This is a genomic window from Paenibacillus gansuensis, from assembly GCF_042684925.1.
Classification (GTDB): Bacteria; Bacillota; Bacilli; order Paenibacillales; family DY6; genus Paenibacillus_N; species Paenibacillus_N gansuensis.
Genome location: NZ_JBHUME010000005.1, coordinates 463,701 through 488,020, shown reverse-complemented (window position 1 = coordinate 488,020; position 24,320 = coordinate 463,701). Strand labels below are relative to the sequence as shown.

At 49.4% G+C, this 24,320-nt stretch carries 27 protein-coding genes; 1 reads left to right on the top strand and 26 read right to left on the bottom strand.

The window, feature by feature from the left end:
• Window positions 1–48 precede the first annotated feature (48 nt).
• The 13 genes from dinG to ACFSUF_RS06340 all read right to left on the bottom strand — a co-directional run bounded on the left by dinG (window position 49) and on the right by ACFSUF_RS06340 (window position 12,526).
• On the bottom strand, window positions 49–2,904 hold the full coding sequence (gene dinG / locus ACFSUF_RS06400; RefSeq protein ID WP_377601258.1) for an ATP-dependent DNA helicase DinG: 2,856 nt from the start codon (window positions 2,902–2,904) through the stop codon (window positions 49–51).
• A 31-nt stretch (window positions 2,905–2,935) separates the two neighbouring features.
• On the bottom strand, window positions 2,936–3,586 hold the full coding sequence (locus ACFSUF_RS06395) for a tetratricopeptide repeat protein (protein WP_377601256.1): 651 nt from the start codon (window positions 3,584–3,586) through the stop codon (window positions 2,936–2,938).
• Between the two features lie 111 nt (window positions 3,587–3,697).
• Complete coding sequence (gene panD, locus ACFSUF_RS06390) at window positions 3,698–4,078, bottom strand: aspartate 1-decarboxylase (protein ID WP_377601254.1); 381 nt, start codon at window positions 4,076–4,078, stop codon at window positions 3,698–3,700.
• Window positions 4,079–4,110: 32 nt separating this feature from the next.
• Complete coding sequence (gene panC, locus ACFSUF_RS06385) at window positions 4,111–4,986, bottom strand: pantoate--beta-alanine ligase (protein WP_377601252.1); 876 nt, start codon at window positions 4,984–4,986, stop codon at window positions 4,111–4,113.
• 37 nt (window positions 4,987–5,023) lie between these two features.
• Window positions 5,024–5,872: a 3-methyl-2-oxobutanoate hydroxymethyltransferase gene (gene panB / locus ACFSUF_RS06380; RefSeq protein WP_377601250.1), complete on the bottom strand. Its 849-nt coding sequence runs from the start codon at window positions 5,870–5,872 to the stop codon at window positions 5,024–5,026.
• Window positions 5,873–6,160: 288 nt separating this feature from the next.
• The gene (locus tag ACFSUF_RS06375; protein WP_377601249.1) at window positions 6,161–7,132 is read right to left on the bottom strand and encodes a biotin--[acetyl-CoA-carboxylase] ligase; all 972 of its coding nucleotides are present in this window, start codon (window positions 7,130–7,132) and stop codon (window positions 6,161–6,163) included.
• The gene (locus ACFSUF_RS06370; RefSeq protein WP_377601247.1) at window positions 7,113–8,432 is read right to left on the bottom strand and encodes a CCA tRNA nucleotidyltransferase; all 1,320 of its coding nucleotides are present in this window, start codon (window positions 8,430–8,432) and stop codon (window positions 7,113–7,115) included. The genes ACFSUF_RS06375 and ACFSUF_RS06370 overlap by 20 nt, the downstream gene beginning before the upstream one ends.
• Window positions 8,425–9,585 (bottom strand): N-acetyl-alpha-D-glucosaminyl L-malate synthase BshA, encoded by a 1,161-nt coding sequence (gene bshA, locus ACFSUF_RS06365; protein WP_377601245.1) that lies wholly within the window; start codon window positions 9,583–9,585, stop codon window positions 8,425–8,427. Before bshA ends, ACFSUF_RS06370 begins: the two co-directional genes overlap by 8 nt.
• A 61-nt stretch (window positions 9,586–9,646) precedes the next feature.
• A complete protein-coding gene (gene bshB1, locus ACFSUF_RS06360; protein WP_377601243.1) occupies window positions 9,647–10,345 on the bottom strand; it encodes a bacillithiol biosynthesis deacetylase BshB1 in 699 nt (232 codons plus the stop codon).
• 13 nt (window positions 10,346–10,358) lie between these two features.
• Window positions 10,359–10,775 (bottom strand): methylglyoxal synthase, encoded by a 417-nt coding sequence (locus ACFSUF_RS06355; protein WP_377601241.1) that lies wholly within the window; start codon window positions 10,773–10,775, stop codon window positions 10,359–10,361.
• 16 nt (window positions 10,776–10,791) lie between these two features.
• A complete protein-coding gene (gene dapB / locus ACFSUF_RS06350) occupies window positions 10,792–11,595 on the bottom strand; it encodes a 4-hydroxy-tetrahydrodipicolinate reductase (RefSeq protein WP_377601240.1) in 804 nt (267 codons plus the stop codon).
• A 29-nt stretch (window positions 11,596–11,624) separates the two neighbouring features.
• Window positions 11,625–12,134 carry a tetratricopeptide repeat protein gene (locus ACFSUF_RS06345; protein ID WP_377601238.1) on the bottom strand — a complete coding sequence of 170 codons (510 nt, stop codon included), beginning with the start codon at window positions 12,132–12,134 and terminating at the stop codon, window positions 11,625–11,627.
• Between the two features lie 53 nt (window positions 12,135–12,187).
• Window positions 12,188–12,526: a nucleotide pyrophosphohydrolase gene (locus ACFSUF_RS06340; RefSeq protein WP_377601236.1), complete on the bottom strand. Its 339-nt coding sequence runs from the start codon at window positions 12,524–12,526 to the stop codon at window positions 12,188–12,190.
• A gap of 155 nt (window positions 12,527–12,681) precedes the next feature.
• Here ACFSUF_RS06340 and ACFSUF_RS06335 point away from each other — a divergent pair, with 155 nt between their 5' ends.
• Entirely contained in the window at window positions 12,682–13,560 is an 879-nt protein-coding gene (locus ACFSUF_RS06335) for a YitT family protein (protein WP_377601235.1), read from the top strand.
• 14 nt (window positions 13,561–13,574) lie between these two features.
• Here the strand turns inward: ACFSUF_RS06335 and ACFSUF_RS06330 are convergent, their stop codons facing one another.
• The 13 genes from ACFSUF_RS06330 to hisC form a co-directional block, all read right to left on the bottom strand.
• The gene (locus ACFSUF_RS06330; RefSeq protein ID WP_377601233.1) at window positions 13,575–14,474 is read right to left on the bottom strand and encodes a sporulation protein YpjB; all 900 of its coding nucleotides are present in this window, start codon (window positions 14,472–14,474) and stop codon (window positions 13,575–13,577) included.
• A 42-nt stretch (window positions 14,475–14,516) separates the two neighbouring features.
• Window positions 14,517–15,158: a DUF1405 domain-containing protein gene (locus tag ACFSUF_RS06325; protein WP_377601231.1), complete on the bottom strand. Its 642-nt coding sequence runs from the start codon at window positions 15,156–15,158 to the stop codon at window positions 14,517–14,519.
• Window positions 15,159–15,259: 101 nt separating this feature from the next.
• Window positions 15,260–16,156 (bottom strand): c-type cytochrome, encoded by an 897-nt coding sequence (locus tag ACFSUF_RS06320; protein WP_377601229.1) that lies wholly within the window; start codon window positions 16,154–16,156, stop codon window positions 15,260–15,262.
• A gap of 26 nt (window positions 16,157–16,182) precedes the next feature.
• Window positions 16,183–16,854: a menaquinol-cytochrome c reductase cytochrome b subunit gene (gene qcrB / locus ACFSUF_RS06315; protein WP_377601227.1), complete on the bottom strand. Its 672-nt coding sequence runs from the start codon at window positions 16,852–16,854 to the stop codon at window positions 16,183–16,185.
• Between the two features lie 15 nt (window positions 16,855–16,869).
• Complete coding sequence (locus ACFSUF_RS06310; protein ID WP_377601226.1) at window positions 16,870–17,415, bottom strand: ubiquinol-cytochrome c reductase iron-sulfur subunit; 546 nt, start codon at window positions 17,413–17,415, stop codon at window positions 16,870–16,872.
• A gap of 204 nt (window positions 17,416–17,619) precedes the next feature.
• A complete protein-coding gene (locus ACFSUF_RS06305) occupies window positions 17,620–18,063 on the bottom strand; it encodes a DUF2487 family protein (protein WP_377601224.1) in 444 nt (147 codons plus the stop codon).
• Window positions 18,064–18,190: 127 nt separating this feature from the next.
• Entirely contained in the window at window positions 18,191–18,373 is a 183-nt protein-coding gene (locus ACFSUF_RS06300) for an IDEAL domain-containing protein (RefSeq protein ID WP_377601222.1), read from the bottom strand.
• A 145-nt stretch (window positions 18,374–18,518) separates the two neighbouring features.
• Window positions 18,519–19,652, bottom strand: a complete 1,134-nt coding sequence (locus ACFSUF_RS06295) for a hypothetical protein (protein ID WP_377601220.1) — start codon at window positions 19,650–19,652, stop codon at window positions 18,519–18,521.
• A gap of 90 nt (window positions 19,653–19,742) precedes the next feature.
• Window positions 19,743–20,333 (bottom strand): histidine phosphatase family protein, encoded by a 591-nt coding sequence (locus ACFSUF_RS06290; RefSeq protein WP_377601218.1) that lies wholly within the window; start codon window positions 20,331–20,333, stop codon window positions 19,743–19,745.
• Window positions 20,334–20,442: 109 nt separating this feature from the next.
• On the bottom strand, window positions 20,443–21,048 hold the full coding sequence (locus ACFSUF_RS06285) for an anti-sigma factor family protein (RefSeq protein WP_377601216.1): 606 nt from the start codon (window positions 21,046–21,048) through the stop codon (window positions 20,443–20,445).
• Complete coding sequence (locus tag ACFSUF_RS06280) at window positions 21,045–21,638, bottom strand: RNA polymerase sigma factor (protein ID WP_377601214.1); 594 nt, start codon at window positions 21,636–21,638, stop codon at window positions 21,045–21,047. Before ACFSUF_RS06280 ends, ACFSUF_RS06285 begins: the two co-directional genes overlap by 4 nt.
• Window positions 21,639–22,084: 446 nt before the next feature.
• Complete coding sequence (locus ACFSUF_RS06275; RefSeq protein ID WP_377601758.1) at window positions 22,085–23,176, bottom strand: prephenate dehydrogenase; 1,092 nt, start codon at window positions 23,174–23,176, stop codon at window positions 22,085–22,087.
• Window positions 23,177–23,211: 35 nt separating this feature from the next.
• The gene (hisC, locus tag ACFSUF_RS06270; protein ID WP_377601212.1) at window positions 23,212–24,312 is read right to left on the bottom strand and encodes a histidinol-phosphate transaminase; all 1,101 of its coding nucleotides are present in this window, start codon (window positions 24,310–24,312) and stop codon (window positions 23,212–23,214) included.
• Window positions 24,313–24,320: the final 8 nt, after the last annotated feature.

Below are 24,320 nucleotides of genomic sequence, written 5' to 3'. Positions count from 1 at the left end.
TAGTACTGCAACTTCCCATGGTTCTCACTCGTCCCATTACCGTTTCGGTTACTCCCCGGTTTCCTGCCAAGTACGTATTCTTGGCACCAATTGTTTTAAACTCATATGTTCAATTTTGGGACCGGGCAGGGAATACAAAAAATGTTTCCCGTAGTAGGTATCAAGTACTCTTGTATCATATATGATCACAATCCCTTTATCCGATGCCGTGCGCACAAGACGTCCGAATCCTTGCTTGAACCGGATAACCGCTTGCGGTACCGAAAGCTTCATGAACGGGTTCTTGTTTTGCTTCTGCAAAATTTCCGACTTGGCTTCAACAAGCGGGTGGTTCGGCGGCTGAAACGGAAGACGGACGATGACCAGACAGCTTAATGCTTGACCTGGAATATCCACACCTTCCCAGAACGAGCTGGTTCCCAGAAGGATTGCCGCAGGACTATCCTGGAACATGCGGGTCAGTTTCGAACGGTTGCCGCTGTCAATTCCCTGCCCCAGCACTTGGATGCCGTGACCGGCCAATTCGTCTTTCAGCGCTTGATGAACCTGTTTGAGCATCCTGTAGGACGTAAAGAGTACCAGCATCCTGCCTTTCGTCTCTAGAGCAACTTCCTTCAAAGAGCCTCCAAGAGTTTCAATGAATTTAGCCTCACCGCCAGGACCCCGAACACCAGGGAAATCACGCGGGATACAGACCAGCGCCTGTTTGCGGTAATTAAACGGCGACGCCAGCAGCTTCGTCCTCACTTTATCGGTAGCGGCCATCGCATCCAGACCTAGCTGCTCCGAGGCATACTGGAAGGATTTATCCACCGAGAGGGTAGCCGAAGTCATAATGACACTGTGTTTCGGTTCAAAGAACCTTTCTCTAAGCTGCGAGCTCACATCAGCCGGCACAGCCATCAACTGCAAGGATTTGCTCTTGTAGTACGAGTTCGCTTCCAGCCAATACACATGATCCGGCTCGCTGAGCTTCATAAAAGAGCGTATATTATCTTTAGCAGCAGCCAAATCCCTTAACGTTCCGGTAAGGTCTACTGCAGGCTGATACAGGTCGGATTCTTCGTCTTCCTTCAATTCCGAGACCAGTTTCTCTAATTTCCTGACACTGTCATTGAGCTCCAAATACAAATTATCCTCAATGGATGCCAGTGTATCCCATTCTTCCGGAAGATGGTCCTTCTTGATCCGAAGTACCAGTTGTCCGGTTTCCCCTTGGGATGCATCTTGAGATGTGTTCCCGGCCATGATCGCATACAGCAGCTCTGTCAGCTTATCCCAATGTTCCTTAGCCTCTATCAGCTTGGGGATAACTGCATCGACAAGGTCTACCCACTCTGTACTTTTCTCTTGTCCGGACAGTTGTATCATCTGCCTAAGGTGAGGCACCTGGCCGGAACGGCTGTCTTTTAACAGCTGCAGCAGCAGATTAACAATAGTAAAGTATCCGACATTCATGCCCAAATGTTTTCCGGCTACTTCTTCAAAATGATGGGCTTCATCAACGACCAGATGATCGTAAGACGGAAGAATTCGGTGATCTGCTTTCACATCGGTAAATAACAGCGAGTGGTTCGTAATCACCACATCCGACAAGTTTGCTTCATGCCGGGCTCTGTGGTAAAAGCATCTGCGAAACCACGGACAAGCCCTATTCAGGCAGGAATCCGCGTCGCTCTGCACCGTTTGCCAAAACTCAGCGCCTTTATTTCCAAAATGGATTTCCTCTTCATCGCCGTGTTTGGTTTGGCTAAGCCATACAATCATCTGTGCAGCCGTCATCAGATCCTCTTTCGGGCTTTCGAAGTCACCGGAATTGATCTTATGCTCAAATTTACGCAGGCACAAATAATGACTTCTCCCTTTCAGCACCGACGCCTTGAATTCGACAGGGAAAATATTCTCCAATAAAGGCAAATCACGTTCTCTAAGCTGTTCCTGAAGATTAATCGTATGAGTGCTGACAATGACCTTTTTGCCTCTGCGGATCCCGTAGTACAGGGAAGGTATCAAATACCCGAGTGATTTTCCTGTGCCTGTTCCAGCCTCGATAAGCAAGTGCTTATCGCTTTCCAGCGAATCGTGAACCTCGCTTATCATTTGCTCTTGGCTGCTGCGGTCTTCGTAGTTCTTCAATCCGCCCTGGAGCTTTTGTTTCAGCTCAATGTAAAACTGGTCAAATGGAACATGATTCAACGCATCCTCGCCGCTGTCTTCCCGCGGTCCGTTCTCATCAGGCCACTCTTCCACATTCATTTCAAATTGACGATAGTATTTGCCTGCCTGTTCATCAAAAGAGGTAGACAGTTCTTTGTGTGTCCTTTGTTCATGTATAAACCAGGCAAAGTCCGTACCTTCATCCGCAAACAATGCGGACAAACGCTGCAGGGTTAATAACGATAAATCGCTTAATTTATCCATACACCGGATCCAGACTTCTCCGGTCACTTCTGCGTCGCTGTCAGCCTGGTGAGGGCGGTCGTGTTGGATCCCCATCTCCCGGCAAACCATGGACAGCTGCAGGCTGGGTAAAAGCGGAAAAAGGATACGCAGAAAATCCAGCGTATCCAGCACTCTGCCTGCAAACGGCAAATACCCGGCATGCTCCAGAGCTCTCTGCAGAAATCCGACGTCAAATGGGGCATGATGAGCCACCAATACCGCGTCATCGAGCAAAGGGATCATCTCAAGGAGAACATCATCGATCGGCGGAGCGTCCTTGACATCCTCTTCGGTAATCCCGGTCAACTGTGTAATAAAGGCGGGAATTTCCACGGTGGGCTTCACAAAGGAAGCATATTTTCTTGTAATAACCTTATCTTCTATCACAACAAGGCCGACTTGTATGATTTCATCGTAGGCGCCGCTTCCCGTTGTCTCGAAATCCAAAACCGCGAATTTCATTCCTGTCTCCAATCTCCATGCATCTTACCCGCTAGTGCGTCAAACCGGCACCAAACTTAAGCGTACCCTGATTTTGGGAGCATACTTCCAAATTGGCCAGCGGCTCCGCAATGGACGGATCCATTTTGTAAGCGGCTTTGAAATATTCGCATGCTTTTTCGGTATGATTCCGCTGTGCTTGAATACACCCGAGGGCGTTATAAGAGATGGCTTTCATCTTTTTATTCTCCGTAAACTGGATAATCATCTGAAAATGAGGGTAAGCTTCATTCAAGTCCCCTGTTTTTAAATAAGAAAGAGCTAAATAAAGCCGGGCCAATACAAAATCAGGCTGTTTCCGAATCACTTCCGAAAAATAACGGACCGACTCGTGAAACATCAGGAGCTTGAAATAACCCTGTCCTTTCCTGAAGTCTTCTGATGACCCCAAGAACGGTTCACCGAACAGTTCATCGTCCGCCAGTTTAGACAGGGTGCTATCGGTGTCGGCGGAAGGATCGGCCGGCAGCTTCCGAAGCTTTTCTTCAAACAGCAGCCATTCCTCAATCAAGGTTTCACTCATTGCTTTCAGAACCGTCAGCTTGTCGTCCAGTTCGAGTTTAGCGGACCCGCTGGCTGTCGGATAAGCAGCAAGTATCCCGTCCAACACTTCGTTCATCGAGGCAAAAATCGGCTTGATCATGATCTTCCCACCCCTTAAGCAAGAGTCACACCTCATTGTAACCTCATTCTTTGTTTACGGGGGTCTTTTCATACTCCATGCCAGTGATTACATAAGGGGGAAACCAGAGCTTTACACCACTACGCCGTGCTTTTCCTTCATCGTCTGCACGACCTTGTTATTTCCGTCCACAATGGCAACTTTCGGTTCATAACTTTTCGCTTCTTCATTTGTCATCATGGCATAGGAGATAATAATAACCAGATCTCCCGGCTGCACACGCCGTGCCGCTGCTCCGTTCAGGCAAATGACTCCGCTGCCGCGCTCTCCAGGAATGACGTAAGTTTCGAAACGCTCTCCGTTATTGTTATTCACAATTTGGACCTTCTCATTAGCCCATAGATCTGTGGCTTCCATTAGATCTTCATCGATCGTAATACTGCCGACATAGTTCAGATTCGCTTCGGTTACCGTCGCGCGGTGAATTTTCGATTTCATCATATGTCTGAACATGTATGTGGTCTCCCCTCTCCTTAGGACGTTCCTTATTTTCTATGAAGAATGACATTATCGATCAATCTGGTTTTACCGAATTTGACGGCAAGCGCTACGATCATATCCGATGTTCTGCTGACTGTTTCCATGGAAGGATCCACTGGTTCCAGTTCAGGGTAACTGAGCACTTCGATATAATCAATGTCCGCCAGGGGAGTGGAGCGAATCTCCCCCTCAATTTTATTGCGCAAAGCTTCAAAGGTCAAACCTTCCTCTTGCGCCAGCCTTTCCGCCATTCCAAGCGCTTTGGATAACACCAGGGCTTCCCTGCGTTCCTCTGCGGATAAATATACATTTCTGGAGCTCATGGCAAGCCCGTCAGCCTCACGTAAAATGGGGCATGGAACGATATCAACAGGTACATTCAAATCGGATACCATTTGCGAAATGACGGCAACCTGCTGTGCGTCCTTCAATCCGAAGTAGGCTTTATCCGGCTGAACGATATGGAACAGCTTCAACACTACAGCCGCCACTCCGTCAAAATGGCCCGGACGCGAAGCTCCGCATAGCCGCTCAGTTACGCCTTTCACCGATACCGATGTCCGTATCGGATTCGGATACATCTCCTGTACTGAAGGCATAAACACCACGTCACAACCTGACTGCTCCGCCAATCGCAGATCCCGCTCCGAATCGCGAGGGTATTTATCAAAATCTTCGTTCGGTCCGAATTGAAGGGGGTTTACGAAAATGCTGAGCACAACAATGTCGCATTCCGCTTTAGCCTTCGATAACAGCGATTGATGTCCTTCATGCAAATACCCCATCGTAGGAACAAAACCTACCTTCAACCGCTTTCCAGGGGCAGTCCGCATATTGGCTAAAGTTTCCCTGATGCCGCTGACCGTTTCCACAACTTTCATCTATCTTACCTGCCTTCATCTATAAGTTCGGGAACCTTTATTTCTCCGATGTTCCGTATAAGTGCGGCACTAATTCTTCGTTCATGGCAAATACATGGCTTTCGTCCGGAAACTTGCGTTCTTTTACTTCCCGCACATATTCACTGATTCCGTTTCGTACGATGCTTTCCAAGTCCGCGTAGGTTTTGACAAATTTCTTATCCCGGTAAGGGGAGGCGTAGCGGACAACATCATGGTACACAAGAACCTGGCCGTCACAGTAACGCCCGGACCCGATGCCAATCGTAGGGACCGATACCTGTTCGGATACGAAGCGTGCCAGTTGTTCCGTAACCAGCTCGAGCACAATGGCGAACACGCCTGCCTGCTCTAATGCTTTCGCATCTTCGATTAACTGTTGTGCTTGCGCCAGTTCCCGGCCCTGCACTTTAAATCCGCCGATCTGATGAACGGATTGAGGGGTAAGCCCCAAATGTCCCATGACAGGGACTCCGGCCTTCACAACGGTCTCCACATTGCCGGCAATTTCACGTCCGCCTTCCATTTTGACGGAGTGCGCATGGCCTTCTTGCATCACCCGGGCTACCTGACGGAGCACCGCATCACTGCTTCCGTGGTAGGTAAGGAACGGCATATCCGTAACGATAAAGCTCCGCGCTGCCGCTCTGGCTACCACCCTCGAATGATAAATCATATCTTCAATCGTGACCGGAATGGTTGAATCGTAACCCAGTACCACATTTCCTAACGAATCCCCGACAAGCAGAATGTCGGCTCCTGCTTCCTCCGCTAACTTAGCGGAAGGGTAATCGTATGCGGTAATCATCGCGATCGGTGTACCGTCCGATTTCATTTGCTTTAATTTGGCTGTACTGACTTTACCCATGCTAACTCCTCCTGTGGGGTGTGTTGACTTATTATCGGCATAAAAAATACCCTTTAGCTCACAACTAAAAGGCACCCGTTCCACAAGAATCCACTTCATATGATCCTTCTGTCTCGGTCCCTTCGGCTCAGAGCAGAATCCAACATACTACATTGTTAGTATGAGATTGTCCGTATTACACTATCTATATTTGGGGAAAGTGCGATTCTGCAAAAGATACCGCCTTTCCCCTATATTATAACAAAAGCCGACGATGCTGACCATTGTTAATTTCCCACAAACCGATATTCAGGCTCTCGCTTCTACATCTCCGGAATAAACCGGTTTGATATTCCCGTCGTCCAATTGGAGGAGCAGTGCGCCATGTTCATCTATACCCAGAGCCAGTCCGGTGATGTCACCTGAAGCAGACCTGACCGATACTTTCCGGCCAATGGTAATGCTAGAAGCTTCCCAAAGTGTGCGGATAGGTCCAAAGCCTTGCTGCAAGTACAAGTCATATAAATCCTCAAATTGCTTAAAGAAAGTTTGCAGCAATTCGGTCCGGTCCACGGCATGCCCGGCAGCAATTCTTAACGAGGTAGCGATTTCGCGCAGCTCCGGAGGATAATCTTCCTCAGTCAGGTTTACACTAACGCCGATACCGGCAATCACATACCGCAGGCGTTCGTCTTCGGCACTGGATTCAAGCAGGATTCCTGCCGTTTTCCGGCCTCCGATTAACAGGTCATTAGGCCATTTAATGCCGCATTCTACAGGAATCGTCTGCTTAACGGCTCTGCAGAGGGCAACGGCTGTGAGGAGCGTTAACTGGGGAAGAAAATGTATCGGCACGGTCGGTTTCAAAATAAGGCTCATCCAGATGCCTTTTCCTTGGGGGGAATGCCACTTTCGTTCCATCCGCCCACGCCCGGCTGTCTGCCCCTCAGCCAACACTACGCTTCCTTCCTCAGCACCCGCCGCTACCCATTCGCGGGCAACCCGCTGTGTGGAGTCGACTGTATCCAGCATCCTTATCGTTCTGCCGATCGTCCGTGTTGTCAGATCACGTTGGAGCATCTCGGCTTGAATGCGGTCTGCTGCTTGCTTCAGCCGATACCCAAGCCTCGGCACCGCCTCAAATTCATATCCTTGCGCTTTCAGTTTACGGATCTGTTTCCAGACCGCCGTTCTGCTGCACTGCAGCTTTTCGCTTATGTACTCGCCCGACACGAATTCGTCCGGGCGTTCGCGGAATACATCAAGTATCGGTTCGCTCATGATTCATCGTGTCCTCTCTATACCGCTCCGCACGCAAAAGCAGGGCTTCCCGCTCATTCGGAACCCGCCCGAACGCGGCGTCTTCCAGCAGGCTTGCCAGCACTTGTCCGGTCCACGGACCGCCCCTGCGATTCCATGCCTGCATCAGCTCCCCGCCGCTTAGGGCCAGGCCGCTCAGCTTCGCAACGGGCAGCTCGTCGAGCCAGCTCAGTCCGTTCGCCGTCAACTCGGTGAACGCCTCCCGCTCACGGGCGCCGCGTTCGCCGCCGGCTGCGGCCGGGTCGGCTCCGGCCAGCGCGAGCCAGCCTTCCAGCGGCTCGCGCCCGAACCGCAGCGCAGCCTGCACCCAGGCGCCGCGCCCAAAACCCTGCTGCTGCAGCCGCTCGCTCACGCCGAGCACTTTGCTTACCGCCCCCGCCTTCCCGTTCGGGAAGGTGAGGGCGCGCAGCAAAGGTTCCGCCTCGGCTTGCGTGCGGCCCGCCAGCAGCAGCAGCTGCGCCCAGCGCAGCCACGCCGGCTGCACGCGCGCGAGGCGGCCGGCTTCGCCGGGCGCAGCCGGCGGGGCGGCTTCCGCCGCCGCTGTGAACAGCGGCGCCAGCGGCAGCCCGCCTTTGACATGCTGCAGCAGGCCGCTCGCCTGCAGCAGATCCACTCCACGGTCGGGGTCCGGCCCCTCGACCGTGCGGTCCAGCTCCGCGCGCACCCGTTCGCGCGCGATGTGGGTGAGCAGCGCGCGGTGCTTGCGCAGCGCTGTCCAGGTGTCCGCGCTGATTTCCAGCGCGTACGAAGCTGCAAAGCGCACGCAGCGGAGCATGCGCAGCGCATCTTCCTGGAAGCGCGCGTCGGCATCCCCGACGCACCGCAGCACCTTAGCCTTCAGGTCGTCCATGCCGCCCCAAGGGTCGATCAGCTTGGCTCTCGCATCCATCGCCATCGCATTCATCGTAAAGTCCCGGCGCCGCAGATCTTCGTGCAGATCGGACACAAACTCCACTTTGCCGGGTCTGCGGTACTCCTCGTACTCCGATTCTTTCCGGTACGTCGTCACTTCGAAAGTAAAGCTTCCCGAAATCACCGTGACGGTCCCGTGCTGAAGCCCGGTTGGAGCCGTCCGTGGAAAGAGACGCATGACCTGTTCAGGCAATGCGCTGGTAGCCATATCGATATCCTGCCCTGCTCTCCCCAGCATTCGGTCCCGTACGTATCCGCCAACAATAACGGCCTCATAGCCGGCTTGTTCCAGCGTATACAGCACATCTGCCGCCGCATGCTCCAACTCGTTCTTCCACGGGTTACTCACACACAACACTCTCCAACGGTATTTCTTTCCCTAGCACCCTGTAATAGATCTTCTCATACTCGTGAGTAATCAGATCATTACAGAACTGGAAGCGCGCACGATCCAGGCAGGCCTGCTTAAACCGTTCATACAGGCTCGGGTTGGATAACATCGTAATACAGTATTGGCCCATAAGTTCCGTATCGCCCACTGGTGCCAAAAATCCGGTTTCGCCGTGCGTTACAAGCTCCGGAATACCGCCCGCCGTTGAACCGACTGTCGGGACTCCGCAGGCCATTGCCTCCAAAGCTACCAGGCCGAAGCTTTCCTTCTCCGATGGCAGCAGCAGAATATCCGCCAGCGATATGACTTGCGCCACATCGTCTTGTTTGCCTAGAAACACTACCCGGTCCTGCAGGCCAAGCTCCTTAATTTTACACTGAACTTTGGGTAAATCAGGCCCCTCGCCTACCAGCAGCAGCTTCGCCGGCATCGCTTTAGCTACTTTAGCAAACACATCTATCACATCGCTCACCCGTTTCACCGGTCGGAAATTGGAAATGTGCATCAAAATCCGCTCGTTCGGCGTCGCGAAATCAGGGCGTTGTCCCGATACATCCCGCGGATAGTACACCCTTTTATCTACAAAGTTATAAGTGAGGTCAATCGGTTTATCAATGGATAACAGCGACCTTGTTTCTTTGCGAAGATCGTCGGAAACAGCAGTTACCGCATCACTTTTGTTAATCCCCAGCCGGATAATGTCGCTTAACGATTCATCTTGTGCAAGAACGGTAATGTCCGTACCGTGGAGTGTCGTTACAACTTTTAAATGATCCCCTACCATCTGCTTCGCAAGAAAAGCGCATACGGCATGCGGCACTGCATAGTGCACATGCAGGACATCGAGCTGCTGCATCTGGGCCACTTGAGCCATCTTGCTTGCTAATGACAGATCGTACGGAGGATAGCGGAATACATAATAATCATTAACTTCCACTTCATGATAAAAAATATTTTTCTGAAACTTTCCTAGCCTGAACGGAATGCTGTTTGTTATAAAATGGACCTGATGGCCTTTTTCCGCAAGCAGTTTGCCGAGCTCCGTGGCTACGACGCCAGAACCGCCCAGAGACGGGTAGCACGTAATTCCGATTTTCAGCCTGTCTCCCATCTTCTAACCGTCCTTTAGCGTATATTCTGTAATAACTTATATGTTTAGGCTATCCAACAAATTAAAATAGATGAACCATTTGCGGCAGCCGGCTTGAAAAACCTTCGGCATACCGTACATGGTGCTTCTGCCCCAGCAATCGGTCTCTTGCTTCTACACGTTCTACGTATTCCTGTGTTAAAGGTGTTTCCACCATTCCATTCTCTGCAGAAGGAGCTTCAAATTGGGAGCGGTAAGCTCTTAACGAAGCTGTTTTGTGCCCGTACGTTTCAGTCACGTCCACCATAACATCTACTTTATGTACATCGTTTATGAAATAGAAATAGAGTTGGGACACGCTGCATGGCGGCACTTCCGGAAGCATTTTACGCAGCTTGGCGTTAAACACGGCTTGTTCAACCAATAGGCTGCATTGGATATGATCCGGATGCCTGTCCTGCCAATAAGGCGCAAATACAAGGCGGGGCCTATGTTTACGGATCTCCAGGGTAATGGCATCTATATGCTCCGGTGTCATAAACAACCCCCGGTCCTTTAACGCTAAATTCGAACGGACGGCTAACCCTAAAATAGAAGAAGCCTCTTCCGCTTCTTTCCTGCGGAGGTCCACCGTACCGTTGGATGACATCTCTGCCTGCGTGAGATCACAGATTCCTACACGCAGCCCGGCCGCGGTATGTTTAGCAATCGTTCCTCCCATGCCGATCTCGGCATCGTCCGGATGGGCTCCGAACACAAGAATATCAAGGTTCGCTGACACGTTGGCACCCCCCTTACGCTTCCGGCTTGTACTTGTGCACCAGTTCGCGCCACGCAAAATCGCCGCGGTCCAGCGCCCTGACAAGCAGCTCAGCCGTTGCTATATTCGTTGCCACGGGGATACCTTGCACATCGCATAAGCGGAGGAGTGCGATAATATCCGGCTCATGGGGCTGTGCCATCAGCGGATCGCGAAGGAAGATGATCAGGTCCATCTTGTTCTCAGCTACCATCGCTCCGATCTGCTGGTCTCCGCCCAGCGGACCGGACATGAAGCGGTGAATTTCAAGCTTCGTATTGTCCATGATCCTTTTACCTGTAGTGCCGGTAGAGTAAAGCTTATGCCCTTCAAATACGGGCTCATATGCCGTGATAAAGTTGACCATCTCGTCTTTCTTCCGGTCATGTGCAATAAAAGCTATATTCAACATACGTTTATGTATCCCCTTAGTCCATAATGTGTTCAAAGCCGTAAATCATTCCGGCGTATGTCATTACTTTCTTGACCGCCTGATTCACGCCGGGCATATATCCTGCGCGGTCATAAGAATCATGACGGATCTTGAGCGTTTGCCCGAAAGCGCCGAAGATCACTTCCTGCTGAGCAAACACGCCTGGCAGACGCACGCTATGAATACGGAATCCGTTATAGTAACCGCCTCTTGCACCGTCGATCGTCTCTTCTTCCTTCGGATTTCCCTGCCTCAGCTCCTGGCGGACTTCCGAAATCAGCTCCGCCGTTTTAATAGAGGTTCCGGACGGAGCGTCCAGTTTCTGATCACCATGATATTCAATAATTTCAACATGAGGCATGTATTTGGAAGCTTCAGCTGCAAATTTCATCATAAGGATTGCTCCAATGGAAAAGTTAGGCGCGATTAAACCGCCGATGCCGAGCTCTTTACATTGCTTGTCCAGTCTTTCGATATCTTCCGGCGTAAAACCGGTTGTCCCGATTACGGGACGAACCCCATACTTAAGTGCGGTCTCCGTGTTATGCAGCACGGTTTGAGGGGTAGTGAAATCAACCAGAACGTCCGGCTTGCTGATTCGCAATGCCGTTTCCAGTTCCGATTCCACTTGTACCCCCACCGATTCCATTCCTACCATCCTGCCCGCATCCACGCCGGCAGCGGAAGGGCTTACTGCTGCAACTAACTCCAGCTCAGGATCTTGCAGCACCATCTTTACAACTTCCTGCCCCATTCGGCCTCTGGCTCCTGCGACAGCAACTTTGATCTTTTGCGGCATATCGGTTCTCCTTCTTCTACAGCTTCGTATTATTTACGGTATCTGAATTTCGCCTCGCAATCCTGTACCAGCTTTGCAGCAGCAAGATTGGACGGATCCAGCTTGTAGGCTTCCTTAGCGTAAGCAGCCGCCGTTTCGAACTCGGCAAACTCTCTGTAAATTTCAGCTAGAAGCAAGTAGGCTTGCACCAGCAACGGATCCATGACGATCGCCTTCTTCAGCAGCTTGATTGCGTGAAGAAGATCGGAAGAAGTCCCCTGCGCCAGCCGTTCTGCCTGATGGACATTCCCCTTCGCTTCCAAAAGGCGGATTTGAAGTTTATACTCCTCTTGGCCCGGGTCGAGCGAGCAGGCACGTTCCGCATGTTCCTTAGCTTTAGCCCACTTTCCGCTTCTGGAATACGTAATGGACAGCTTATAATGATAGGCAGCATTTTCAGGTTCTATAGCAATCGCTTCTTCGAACCATTCAATCGCCATTTCAAAGTCGTGATTCAATATAGCCTCGTACGCTTTTTTCACCGATGCTTCCCCATCCATGTGCCCATCCTCCTCCTAAATTACATAACAGGTGATGGTACATCATATGATGCTTACTTTTCTTCGGTGTTGACTTTTGTCCATCGATTCGCGTCTCTTGTGTTAAATTTGTGCATTACTTTGTCATGAGCTTCCGTTAAATCGATGCCCAGCGAATTGGCAAAGCAAACCGTAATGAACAGAATATCGCCTAGTTCCAACTCGATAGAATTGTCGGCTTCGTCCGGTTTCTTAGGTTTTTCGCCGTACGTATGATTAACTTCCCTCGCCAGTTCTCCTACTTCTTCGGACATTCGGGCCAGTAGCGCAAGCGGTGAGAAGTAGCCTTCCTTGAACTGCGAAATATAACGGTCCACTTCCTGCTGGATGTCCTTCAATGTCTTCTCCTGCATGGGATTCCCTCTCTATCCTGTCATCTTTTTATAACCCCTATGTTATCGTAAAGAGGGAGTGAAAACAAATCCTTTTTGCTAATAAAATGAAAATGGGTATAATGGATTCGTAGGTGAACTACAACTCCATTATACCCGCGAGAAGGATCGTGACTATGCGACACAGCCTGCCAGACATCATTTTCAAAACTTTGCTTCCTATTATGCTTGGAACTGCTATTTATGCTTTCGGACTTCATTATTTCATCATTCCGAATGAGCTTATGGAAGGCGGCGTTACCGGGATCTCGATTTTATTGAAATATGCGCTCGACATCCCCACCTCCGTCTCCACACTAGTACTGAATATTCCCTTATTTATTCTCGGCTGGAGAGCGCTCGGCCGCGGCTCGGTCGCCTACACGGTGTTCGGTACGCTTTCGTTCTCTTTCTTTTTATGGCTCATGGAAACGTTCATCGAATCCGGTGTAATCGTACCGTTCAGAACGGAGCACGATTTTATTCTGGCTTCCTTGTACGCCGGCGTCACTGTAGGCGGAGGCCTGGGTATCGTTTTTCGGGCGGGGGGCACAACCGGAGGATCCGATATCATTGCCCGCATTGCCCAAAAATACCGTGGATTTAGCATGGGACAAGTCATTTTGCTGCTGGATGCTCTCATAATCGGCGCTTCGCTATTTTACATACCGATCGAGAAGGTTCTCTACACACTTGTCACGGTATTTATCGGAGCGAGAATCATCGATTTTATCCAGGAAGGCGCATATGCAGCTAAAGCTTTTACGGTTATTACAAATCACGGCAGCAAGATAGCGGACCTGATTACAAAAGAAATGGACCGCGGCGTAACGCTCATCCCTGCGACCGGTGCTTACTCCAAACAGGCCAAAGAGGTATTATATTGTGTCGTGAACCGTCATGAAACGAGAAAGCTCAAAGAAATCGTGCACTCTGTAGATGCAAGAGCATTCGTTATCATCAACGATGTTCATGACGTACTTGGTGAAGGATTCCGTGGTAACGAGAGCCATTAACCTGTCATGAGATGTTAAAACAGGGTATAAACCTTGCCGCCTCTTCTCTCCTTCCGGACAGGAACATAATTTCTCTCGTGCCTGTACCTTACATACCCAACATAGGTCAGAACGGTCAATATAGCCGCCCCTATGGCACTGGACCAGATCCAGGGATTTCCCGGAGACACAGCCGCACTGTAGACGGCTGTGTCTTTTTTCGCAAACAGATCGGACAGCATCATCCGTAAATTGGAGATGCCGATTAATACCTGGCGTTTTGATATGTCAGGCTCCGACAACTCATTCTCCAAATACTTTAATGTAAAGGTAACCTTTTCCTCTTCCTGGACCGGCCGCTGAACCAATACCGCTGGCCGTATAAAAGCATAATGTTCTTTCAAATCATTGAAACCGGTGATTGCCCGTCCCCAGTCTGATGCTTTTACCGCCTGGTCCAACTGATCCACTACCTCGCCGATCCCGCGGTAATATTGAAGCCACATCGGCTGCGTAGGATGCGTCAATGCGTCGGTGGCCAGTCTAAGCCTTGCTATCGCCTTTATAGCCTGCTCCTGGTCAAATTGTACCCGGTTAAATTCTGTCTGTGCAGCCAGGAGTGTATCATACAGTGCCCGTGCACCGTCCTTGGAAGTAATCCCGGTGAAATTAACCTTTACCAGCCGGACGCCAAATTTATTTAATTCCTGGCGGATCGCCAGAATTTCTTCGAAGCTCTCAGCAGCATATACAGCCTTGTACATCTTGTCTGCTGCCTGATTCAGCTGATTCGTTTTTTGAAATTCCTCGTTTTGTTCTACGCCGGCTAAAGTCATGTAAGCCGAGCGGTTTTCATTACCACAGCCGGATAATGCTATTGCCGCTCCCGCATATAGCAGGAGCAGTATCCATCCCCATCGCATGTTCGATAACAAAGGACATCCCCCCTATCACAATCTATGGGGGGATGTCCTGTTTTAGACCTGCTTATGCCGCTGATTATACCGGATGCAGATTGCCGTGATTACGATGCTGACGATGCTGAGTAAAACAGTGAATAGCTCTACAGCCCCGAGTTGATTGTCAAGTTCATCCGGCAGCCACGGGTAAAGCAATTGTCCGTAATCCATGTAATCATTCAGAAGCGTCCAAATGGAGACCACCGCTAAACTGATCCACCCTAACCGGTAAAAACGGGCATAAAGCAACACTTCCACGGCCATCCCCAAATGTGAAACGGTAAGCATCCAATCCTGCCAAACCAGTGTGTCGCCTTGAGCGGCAGCCGCAAATATCATCGTAACTGCCCATATGCCATACTTGAAGGAAGTTAGGACAGCAAAAGCCTCTACCAGTCTTCTCACCCATGAATCCCTCTGTTTCCCCGAATAGGAATCCCATAGCAGGTACATGAGGCTCAAAGTGAAGAATAGGCTTGCCGTCGGGCTATCGGGAACGAAAATCAGCATCCAGTCCGGTCTTTCCGCGGCTGTCACTTTCAGTTGATTACCATACCATATGTACCCGTAAATCGTTCCCAGAAAGTTAGTTATAAATAAACTCCAAAGCATCCATCTGCTTTTCAGAAACGCTTTGCTCCAAAAGAATGAAAGTCTCAATGACAAGGCTCCTTTATGCGGCTGATGGGATCATTTTTCAAAAAAAGACCTGACCCCCCTCAGCCTGTTCAGCTGTATAAGGGATGTCAGGTCTTGCGATGCTACTCGGCTGCCGGAGCTTTCTGTTTCGACAACCAATCTGCTAATTTATCGATGTCCTGTTCGCTGAAACCTGATCCGATCAGTGCATCATGCTGTGCAGGCATCTGTTCATAACCGTTGGAGATAATGCCCAGAATGGCTTCCTTGTCATGAAGGTCACCGACTCCGCGTAATGCAGGAATCTTGGCATTCGGCATTCCTTTCAAATCGGCGCCGTGACAGGTGACACAAGTTGCTTTCGCATACAGTTGTGCCCCCGGATCGTCTTCAGCGACGATAGGAATGACAGCAGGTTTCTTGGTGCCTCCGCCGCCTCCGCCTTTCTCCGCTTCTTCTCTGGCCTTTTCCTCACGCTCAATATGCTCGGGAACCGTACCTGTAAGCTCCAGCTCGTGCTGGTAGTGCGTCCAGGATACATTCGTCAAATAAATGACGGCAATCAGCGATAAGAACATCAGGGACGAAGCAATCGGACGACGGTAGAACCTTCTCTCCTTGCCAGTGTCCAGGAAAGGGGCAAGCATCAGTCCGCCGAATAAAATACCCGGTACACCTAATGTTCCAAGCACTACATAATCTTGGGAAGTGTATGGATATTTAAGCAGCTGGTACATAAACAAGAAGTACCAGTCCGGCATAGGAATAAAAGAACCGTTCAACGGGTTCGCCGGATAGCCAAGCGGCGCAGGTTCAGCTACAGTCAGCACTAGGAAGCCTACCATCACGACTGCGCCTACCATCCATTCCTTCAACAGAAAGTTAGGAATGAATGCTTCTGATTTGCCCGGATACGATGTGTAGTCGGGCGGAATGTAAGTGTTCGGGTTTTTCTTAACGCGGGAGTCCCCGACGTAAACCACTTTCTCATTCGATTTGTTACCATGGCCGTGTGCCATAAAGGATTACCTCCTCTCTGCTCAACTTATAGTGGACCGGAAATCCCTTGTCTGCGGATCATGAAGAAGTGTCCTCCTAGCAGAGCAAGAAGAACGCCCGGCAGGAAGAATACGTGCAGTGCGAAGAAACGGGTAAGCGTCTGCGCTCCTACGATCGTACCGCCTTGCAGGAATTCTTTAATGTACGGACCGGCAACCGGAACGGAAGCCGCAATTTCGATCCCGACCTTCGTCGCAAAGTAAGCTTTGTTATCCCAAGGAAGCAGGTACCCTGTAAAGCCAAGGCCTAACATTACGAAGAAAATCAGCATCCCTACGACCCAGTTCATTTCGCGAGGAGCCTTGTAGGAACCCGTAAAAAATACACGAAGGGTATGTAGAAACATCATTACGATAACCAGACTCGCACCCCAGTGGTGCATACCGCGTACGATTACGCCGAAAGCAACTTTATGCTGCAGATAGTCAACGCTTGCATATGCGTTAATAATGTCCGGCACATAGTACATCGTCAGGAACATGCCTGATAAAATTTGGATTACTGTGATAAAGAACGTTAAACCGCCAAAACAATAAACGAAAGCGGAAAAATGATGAGCCGGGTTGACGTGTTCGGGTACTTCGTGGTCCGCTACGTCTCTCCAAACCGGCGTGATATCAAGACGTTCATCTATCCAGTTGTAGACATTCTTAAACATCCGATGTTACGCCTCCTATACTCTTGAATTCGGTTTCAGTCCGCCCAAGTACACATAACCGTTGTCCACTTTCACTTCATACTCATCCAGCGGAGTCGGCGCAACGATCAGGTTCTTGCCGTTCTTGTCGTAATGCGCATTATGGCAAGGACACATGAACTCGTTCGGAGTCGCAGGGTCGTTATTCCAGCCGATCGTACAACCCAGATGCTTACAGATAGGAGAAAGAGCGTAAATCCTGTTCTGGTCGTCTTTCAATATCCAAGCCTCGAATTCGGGATCGCTTTCAAACCAGCCATCGACCTGGTGTACCTGAAACTTGTAAGAAACAGGTTCAGTCGTAACCTTACTTTCCTCAACCACTTTAACGAAAGCGGCGGTATCCTTCTTGCGCAGAAGAGGATCCACTGCGAATCGGACCATTGGAATTGTCGGGCCTGCCGCCAGGAAAGCTGTCGTTCCTCCGAGCGTATATGCCAAAAATTGGCGGCGTGTCATTTCACGGCGCTTCGGCTTCTTGGCTGCGGATTCAGGCAGATTCTGCTTGTTTTCGTTACTCATACGTATTCTACCCCCTTTGCTGACAACTCTCACGTCTCAAAAGTTTCATTCCATTTCACGACGTACTAGGACATAATAATAATATATTACGTCATATACACCGTCAAGAATTTCACCTTAATTTAGACACACTCTTGCAAGGCGCCGCCACGAAATGTTTGCCAAATTGTCACATTTGTCGAAACCTTGACGGAACGGGCTAAATTACCCTTTTTGATCGCTTGTGCCATGCCATAAACCTAGGATTTGCTCATCAATGACCGTTCTTCTCGTCCTGCCCAAATTCGCTTTGAACAGTGCGGGATTTATAATAAGGTCCGCTTGCTTCCTTTCTTTGGAAAACTTCAACTCCCCGGCCGTCACCAATATGACATATCGGAAACCGCCCGCTTTCAATTTTTCACAAACAGCGTCCAGATGGTCGGCAAATCTGGCATCTTCCGTTATATAGTGCAATGCCGGGTAGGTTACAGTTCTGCCTTTATAGGGTATTTCAATCAGATCCAGCACATCCCGCAGCCTTTCTAGTTCAGCAGCAGCCTGCCAAGGCTCTTCGTCTCCCTTGAGACCGGTAACGGGTAACAGGCAAGTATCCAAATAAGGCTGGAGACTTGTCCATTCGGACTCCTTAATTTCGCTGAATTTCATATGTACTTGCTCCTTTGCCGATAGGTTCATACCCCATCATACCAAAAAAGACATTCGAAGGAATGCTTAAAAATGAAATCTTTTAAACATTCCCCGAGTGTCTAAAGCTGAGCAAAGTTACCATGCATTACAAGCGCAGTGCCTTTAGTTCGTTGGTGAGTTCCAGGAATTTAGGCTCGTCGCCTTTGGCAAGCGCATTGTCGATTTCTATATATAGATGCTCTTCTTTGTATTTACGAATCGCTTCATCCAGAACAAATTCGGCATACAACCCCAGCATCACTTCATAGTTCACTTTCATCTTATCCATACGTTCGACCTCCAATATCAAAAAATAGTTGGCCATAGAGTGGGATTCTAGGGTGGCGGTCAGCTTTTGTTCTTACACTAATGATATTCATCTTCATTGATACCGCGTTATGCCATTGCCCGGCCGGACAGGAATATGCTGAGGCCTAGCCTGTGGCGGGTTCTGCAGGCAGCTCAATTTTGTCCTCATGCGCAACATACACTCCGTTTATGACACTGCTTCCCAGCTTGGTTACCTGTACGGTCATTCCATGAAGCGGATCCTCTCCTAGCCGGATTAACCCCAAGTGAAGGAGCATCAGCAAAACCCTCTGCTCGATGATGGATTCCTGCGTGTCGTAGTAATACGGCTTCACAAAGCGTTTCAGCACGTCACTGAGACTATGTACGGTCACCCATTGTTTGGACAGCTTGTCGATCCAATGGACCAGAGAAACTAAATTATGGATTGGTCCTTTGTAGAGTCTTAACCAGAACTTATATACATGAAGCAAATTCTCAGGCTTGCCTTCCGCCGCCTTCTGCCTGCCCGTTTCTGTCAGCAAAAGCCGCTGCTCCCGTTCTTCTATCATCCCGTGAAAGAAGCAATAATCGTAGATTAGGGAAAGGCGGTTTGGATATTCTTTAAATTTTCGGCCGTAGCCGAAACGCCACCCGCTCTTGCCTATTAAATCTTCATGAACGGAGAACAGTTCAATAATCTGCTGTTGATTTTTCTTGTACATCGAACCATCGGAAGTCAGTTGAATATCTCCGCTTTGATGCAGGTATTTGAGAAATTGCAGAATGTCACGCTGTATCATTTCCTGCTCGTCGCGATAGGCTGCCGGTTCTCCGGTTTTCACGATTTCCTGCTGAAACTGTTTCGCTAACAGCTCGCTGAAGCGCAGTTTTAAATCCTCGGGCACTTGAAACAAAAACTTCGTTTGCTGCGAAAATCCGTTAAACAGCCAGCCTCGCTGCTTGAACTTGCTGATCATATCCCGCGGATTCCATTCCGCTTTCTCTTCTTTGTTGAATTTCGTCTGCTGCACCCGGGCGACCAGCTCTTCCAGCGAGAATGAATCCCTTTGATCGAACAGAAGCGAGTTGAGAAATCTTAAATCCTCCGCTGTAAGACTGTCTACATGCTGCTGAAACACTTCTTTCCGGCTGATCCGCGAGAGGATCGATTGAATAAGCTCATTTTTGGAGTGGGCACTGCATTCGCATTCGTAATTCGTTGCGATTCGGCTCAAGTCATGGATGTCAGCGTAACTTAACATATCCGCCAGATTCATAGTAGACCCCCGTTCTCTAGCAAAATCATTAGTACCATTATGGGTCATTCTACGAAAAACATACCTGCTCAAACAAAAACAGCCTACTTTTTAAGTAGGCTGCTCCGTTGAGTGTAAGTGTGCTGTGCAGTTAAATAGAGTTTTAATCCACGTTCCGCCTTCCCGAACCGCTATCGTCAGAGAGGTGTTCGTAAGATGCTCGTCTTCATGTTCCAGAAAAACCGTTTTGTAAAGCTGGGCTAAATATCCTCCGTGGCTAACGATAAGAATACGGGAATGCGGATGGATTTCGGTCAGCTCTTCTATAAATTCAAGCGCTCTTGCAGTCAGGGCTTCATCGGATTCCACACCAAGATCCAAAGACTGCCACTCGCTCCCCCATGCGGCAACCCGTTCATCCAACGTTGTTCCTTCAAGCTTACCGAAGGAACGTTCACGAAGCCTTATATCCGTAAGGACGTCCTTCAACCCCATCCGGTTTGCGATAATCTCTGCAGTACCGCGCGCCCTCTGCAAATCACTTGAATAAATGCAATCCCACGATTCTGCCGCAAGACGCGAGGCAAGAGCTTCCGCCTGGGCAACGCCTTCACCGCTCAATTCAATATCGATCTGGCCCTGCAGCCTTCCTTCCGCGTTCCAGCGGGTAACCCCGTGCCTTATAAAACCGATCGTACTCATAAATGCTCCTTCCCGAATGTACAGAATAAGCTTAGTATATCACGTTAGGAAACTTATACTTTCCAAAATGTAAACAAAACCTCCTTGCCTGGATGGCTAGGAGGTTGGGTCATGTTTTGGTTCTTGAAAACCAGTTGAGCAGTAACAAGAGGCTGATAAACCCCAGCAAGGATACCGCAACTAAATAATCCGGGTAGGACATATCCACTTTCAATACGATCGGATCGCTAATACTCGCTACAGGCAATTCTTGAAAAACAGATGCGCTGACTTGTAAGCCGTTTTCGGTAAGCGCCCCCGAAGGAAGCAAATCGGAACTGTCCAAGGCGGTCTGAACCTTTTGGCTGTGTGATTCGCTAACAAGAGAGTAAACGAAGCTGACACAGAAGAATGCTAGACAAAGGGCTAGAACCGCAGACACATTCCTCCGCCACTTGTAAGTAGTATTGTAAATCCGGTTATGTGCGGGAAGCTTCCAGGATTCTTCTGCATAGATGCGGTCCATAACAGACTGTACGATTCTGTTCTCAGCTGAAGGACGTTCCGCAATCAGCGCGGAGACCTGAATTAAATCTTCCGATTCCCGCCAAATTTCGAATTCTTCGCTGCAAGACCGGCAAGTCTGCAAATGCCTGTTCACCAATTCCCGCTGCGGGTCTTCCTCCGGCAGATCCCAGTACGTCCCGAGCAGGTCTTGGATCTCTTCACAGTTCATCTTCGATTCATCCCTTCAAATTCTTGAAAAATAGGTTCTACGAAATAAGGCTCCAACTGCGTCTTTACGCTTGCGCGGGCTCTAAATAACAGCGATTTCACAGAGCTTACAGTTAAGCTGAGCACCTCGGCGATTTCCTGATAATCCATTTGGTCATACTCCCTCAAAATCAGGGCAGCCCTTTGCTTCTCCGGTAAATTGTTTATTGCTTCCCGCACCATCGTGACTTTTTCGCTTTGCAGCATCCGCTGTTCGGGCATGGCTTCCGACGGGGCTTGGGGGATATGTATTCCTTCGTCCAGCGACACGTTCAGGCTCTTCTGCTTTCGCAGCTCGCTTAGGACTGTATTGCGCGCAATCGTATACAGCCAGGTCGAGAAGGAGGCATCCACTTCCCTGAAGGTCTGTAAACTCCGGTAGGCTTTATAGAATGTCTCTGAGCAAAGATCCTCAGCCGCTGTTTCCATATGGGCGCCTTTCAGCATATGAAAAATGAAAGCGAGGATTTTGCGCTGATACCGGCGCATCAACTCAGAATACAACTCGACATTGCCGTCTTTAATTTCACGTATTAACTGGGAATCGGTCATTCAGCGATCCTCCTAACGAATCCCTACCTTCTTCCCCAGCTGCGGTTACTATTGATACTGCAGCAGGAAAAAAAAGTTGCGCTTCATTGTAAAAAAAAACGAGCTGATTGGCAAGTAAAACCTACAACATCCTACTCATTTCTAGTTAAAACTATAAATTCCTTCTTTTATCGACATTTTTACAGAAAAATGGAAACACACTCTTACTATTGTACGAGATATTCCCAAAAACTTTCTTATTATCTATATAAACAAAAAAAAGACCACCCAATAAGGGTGGTTGCACATAGTGCCAGTTATCGGATAGGAGTGGAGAGAAACCATACTGTACTTTTATTATATGTATCCGCTTTCAGATTGTCAACGTTTTTTTTGAAACGCTTTCTTTTGCATATGTTCAACAAAAAAGACCCCCTCCACCGGGGGTCCCTGCCGCTAACTCATCCTTAATAATGTACCGAAAATCCAAGCTCAGTGAGCGCGCCGTCCGCCAGTTCCATTTCCCTCTCGTTGCGGAACGACAGGCGAAGAATCCCCGGCACGTCTTCCCTGCTCTCAATAATTTGTATATTGCTCAGGTTGATTTTGCGGTTGCCCAGTTCTGTAGTTATCCGTCCAATAATTCCCGGATGGTCCGGCACATCCACATACAGATCGTAAAGCGCCGTAATAACACCTTTTCTGCGTTCGGGCAGCTGGCTCCTGAATTCACCTGCTTTGGCAAAACGGTTCACGATGCCATCCCCGTCGTTACGTACCAGGAGCTCCATAAACTCTGCAATTTCGGAATTCCAGTCTTGCAGAAGTTTCAACATAACCTCTTTATTGTTGATAAGAATGTCACGCCAGATGTAAGGATCGCTGGAAGCGATTCTCGTAATGTCCCGAAAGCCGCCCGCAGCCAAGTTCTTGTACAACGGGTCGGATTCGTTATAAGCCGAGATTTGATTTACTAAGGCCACGGCAATGACATGCGGCAGATGGCTGATGGCGCCGACGATATCATCATGCTGCTGTGAGTCTACTCTGACGATCTGAGCTTTGGTATGCTTCAGCAGCCTGCTTAACGTATCATATACCTCTTCAGGCACGTTCGGGTCCGGTGTCAGCACATAAAATGCATTTTCAAAAAGATGGGAAGAAGCCGCTTCTACGCCGGAACGTTCAGAACCCGCCATAGGATGACCGCCGATAAAGTAACTGCCGCCCAAAGAGATTGTTCTTGCCGTCGAAGCAATAGAGTGTTTCGTACTGCCCACATCCGTAATAATGCACCCAGGCTTTAAATTCATGGCGCTGAGTTCACGCAAATACGGTTCCAGGTTCCCTACCGGTACGCATAAGAAAATAACATCTGCTGCTTCCGCCGCTTCCTTCATGGACGTTGTAGCATGATCCACTACGTTGCGTTTTAAGTATTTAGCTGCCGAATCCGGATTGTTGGAATGGCCGATGACTCTGAGCCCGGGTTTCCCCTTAAAGCATAGAGCCAGTGAACCGCCAATCAGCCCAACCCCGAAAATAGATATAGTTGTCATCGCATATCCCTTATCTTTGGCTATCTGAATTTCGTTCACACCCGCGTCTTCAGTTCTTGTAAAGACGTTTCTAGTGCTGTGATAAATTTCTCGTTCTGTTCCTGGCTTCCTACAGTAACCCGTATAGAGGTAGGGAAGTTCAGCTTATGGCCGCCCCTTACGATGATCCCTTTACGCAGAAGCGAATCGAACATTTGGTCTGCAGGACACCCTGTATCCACCATAATGAAATTACCATATGCAGGATAAGCGGTTAGTTGTAAACGCTCCAGTTCTTGGCGGATGTAGGCCAATCCTTTGGCGTTCTCTTCCCGGCAGAAACGGATAAACTCTTTGTCTTCTAATGCCGCTTTGGCAGCTGCCTGCGCAAAACGCGTTGTATTGAAGGGTTCGCGGACCTGGTTGATGCTGCGGATTACGTCAGGATGTCCCACCCCGTAGCCGATCCGCAGGGAGGCCAGGCCGTAAATTTTGGAGAAAGTGCGCAGTAGCACAACATTCTTATATTTGCTCAGATAAGCAAGTCCGTCCGGGTACTCCGCATCGTCGATGTATTCACAATAGGCTTCATCCAGTACAACCATGACGGAGGACGGAACCTTTTGCATAAACTCATCCAATTCGCTGCGGGTTACAATCGTCCCCGTCGGGTTATTCGGATTGCAGATCCAAACCACTTTCGTCCGCTCCGTAACCGCGGCCAACATTGCTGGAAGATCATGCTTGCCGTCTTTCAGAGGAACTTCGATCGAAACGGCGCCTTCTATTTCAGCATTATGTTTGTATTGGGGAAAGGTATGTGTGGCCATAATCGTTTCATCGCCTTTATGAAAGAACGCTCTGGCAATCATGAGTATCACTTCATCCGATCCTGCGCCGAAAATGATCTGGTTCGGCTGGACACCCAAATGCGACGCTACTGCTGCCGTAAGTTCGACTGCTGCGCCGTCGGGATAGAGGCTTACGTTGCTGATTTCGTTCTCAATCGCTGCTTTTACGTTCGGCGAAGTGCCGAACGGGTTCTCATTGGAAGCAAGTTTGATGACTTCCGTTAATCCCAGTTCCCGTTTCACTTCTTCCATAGGTTTGCCCGGCTCGTAAACCGGAAGATGAATTATATTTGATTTGGGCTGCATGGTTCAAC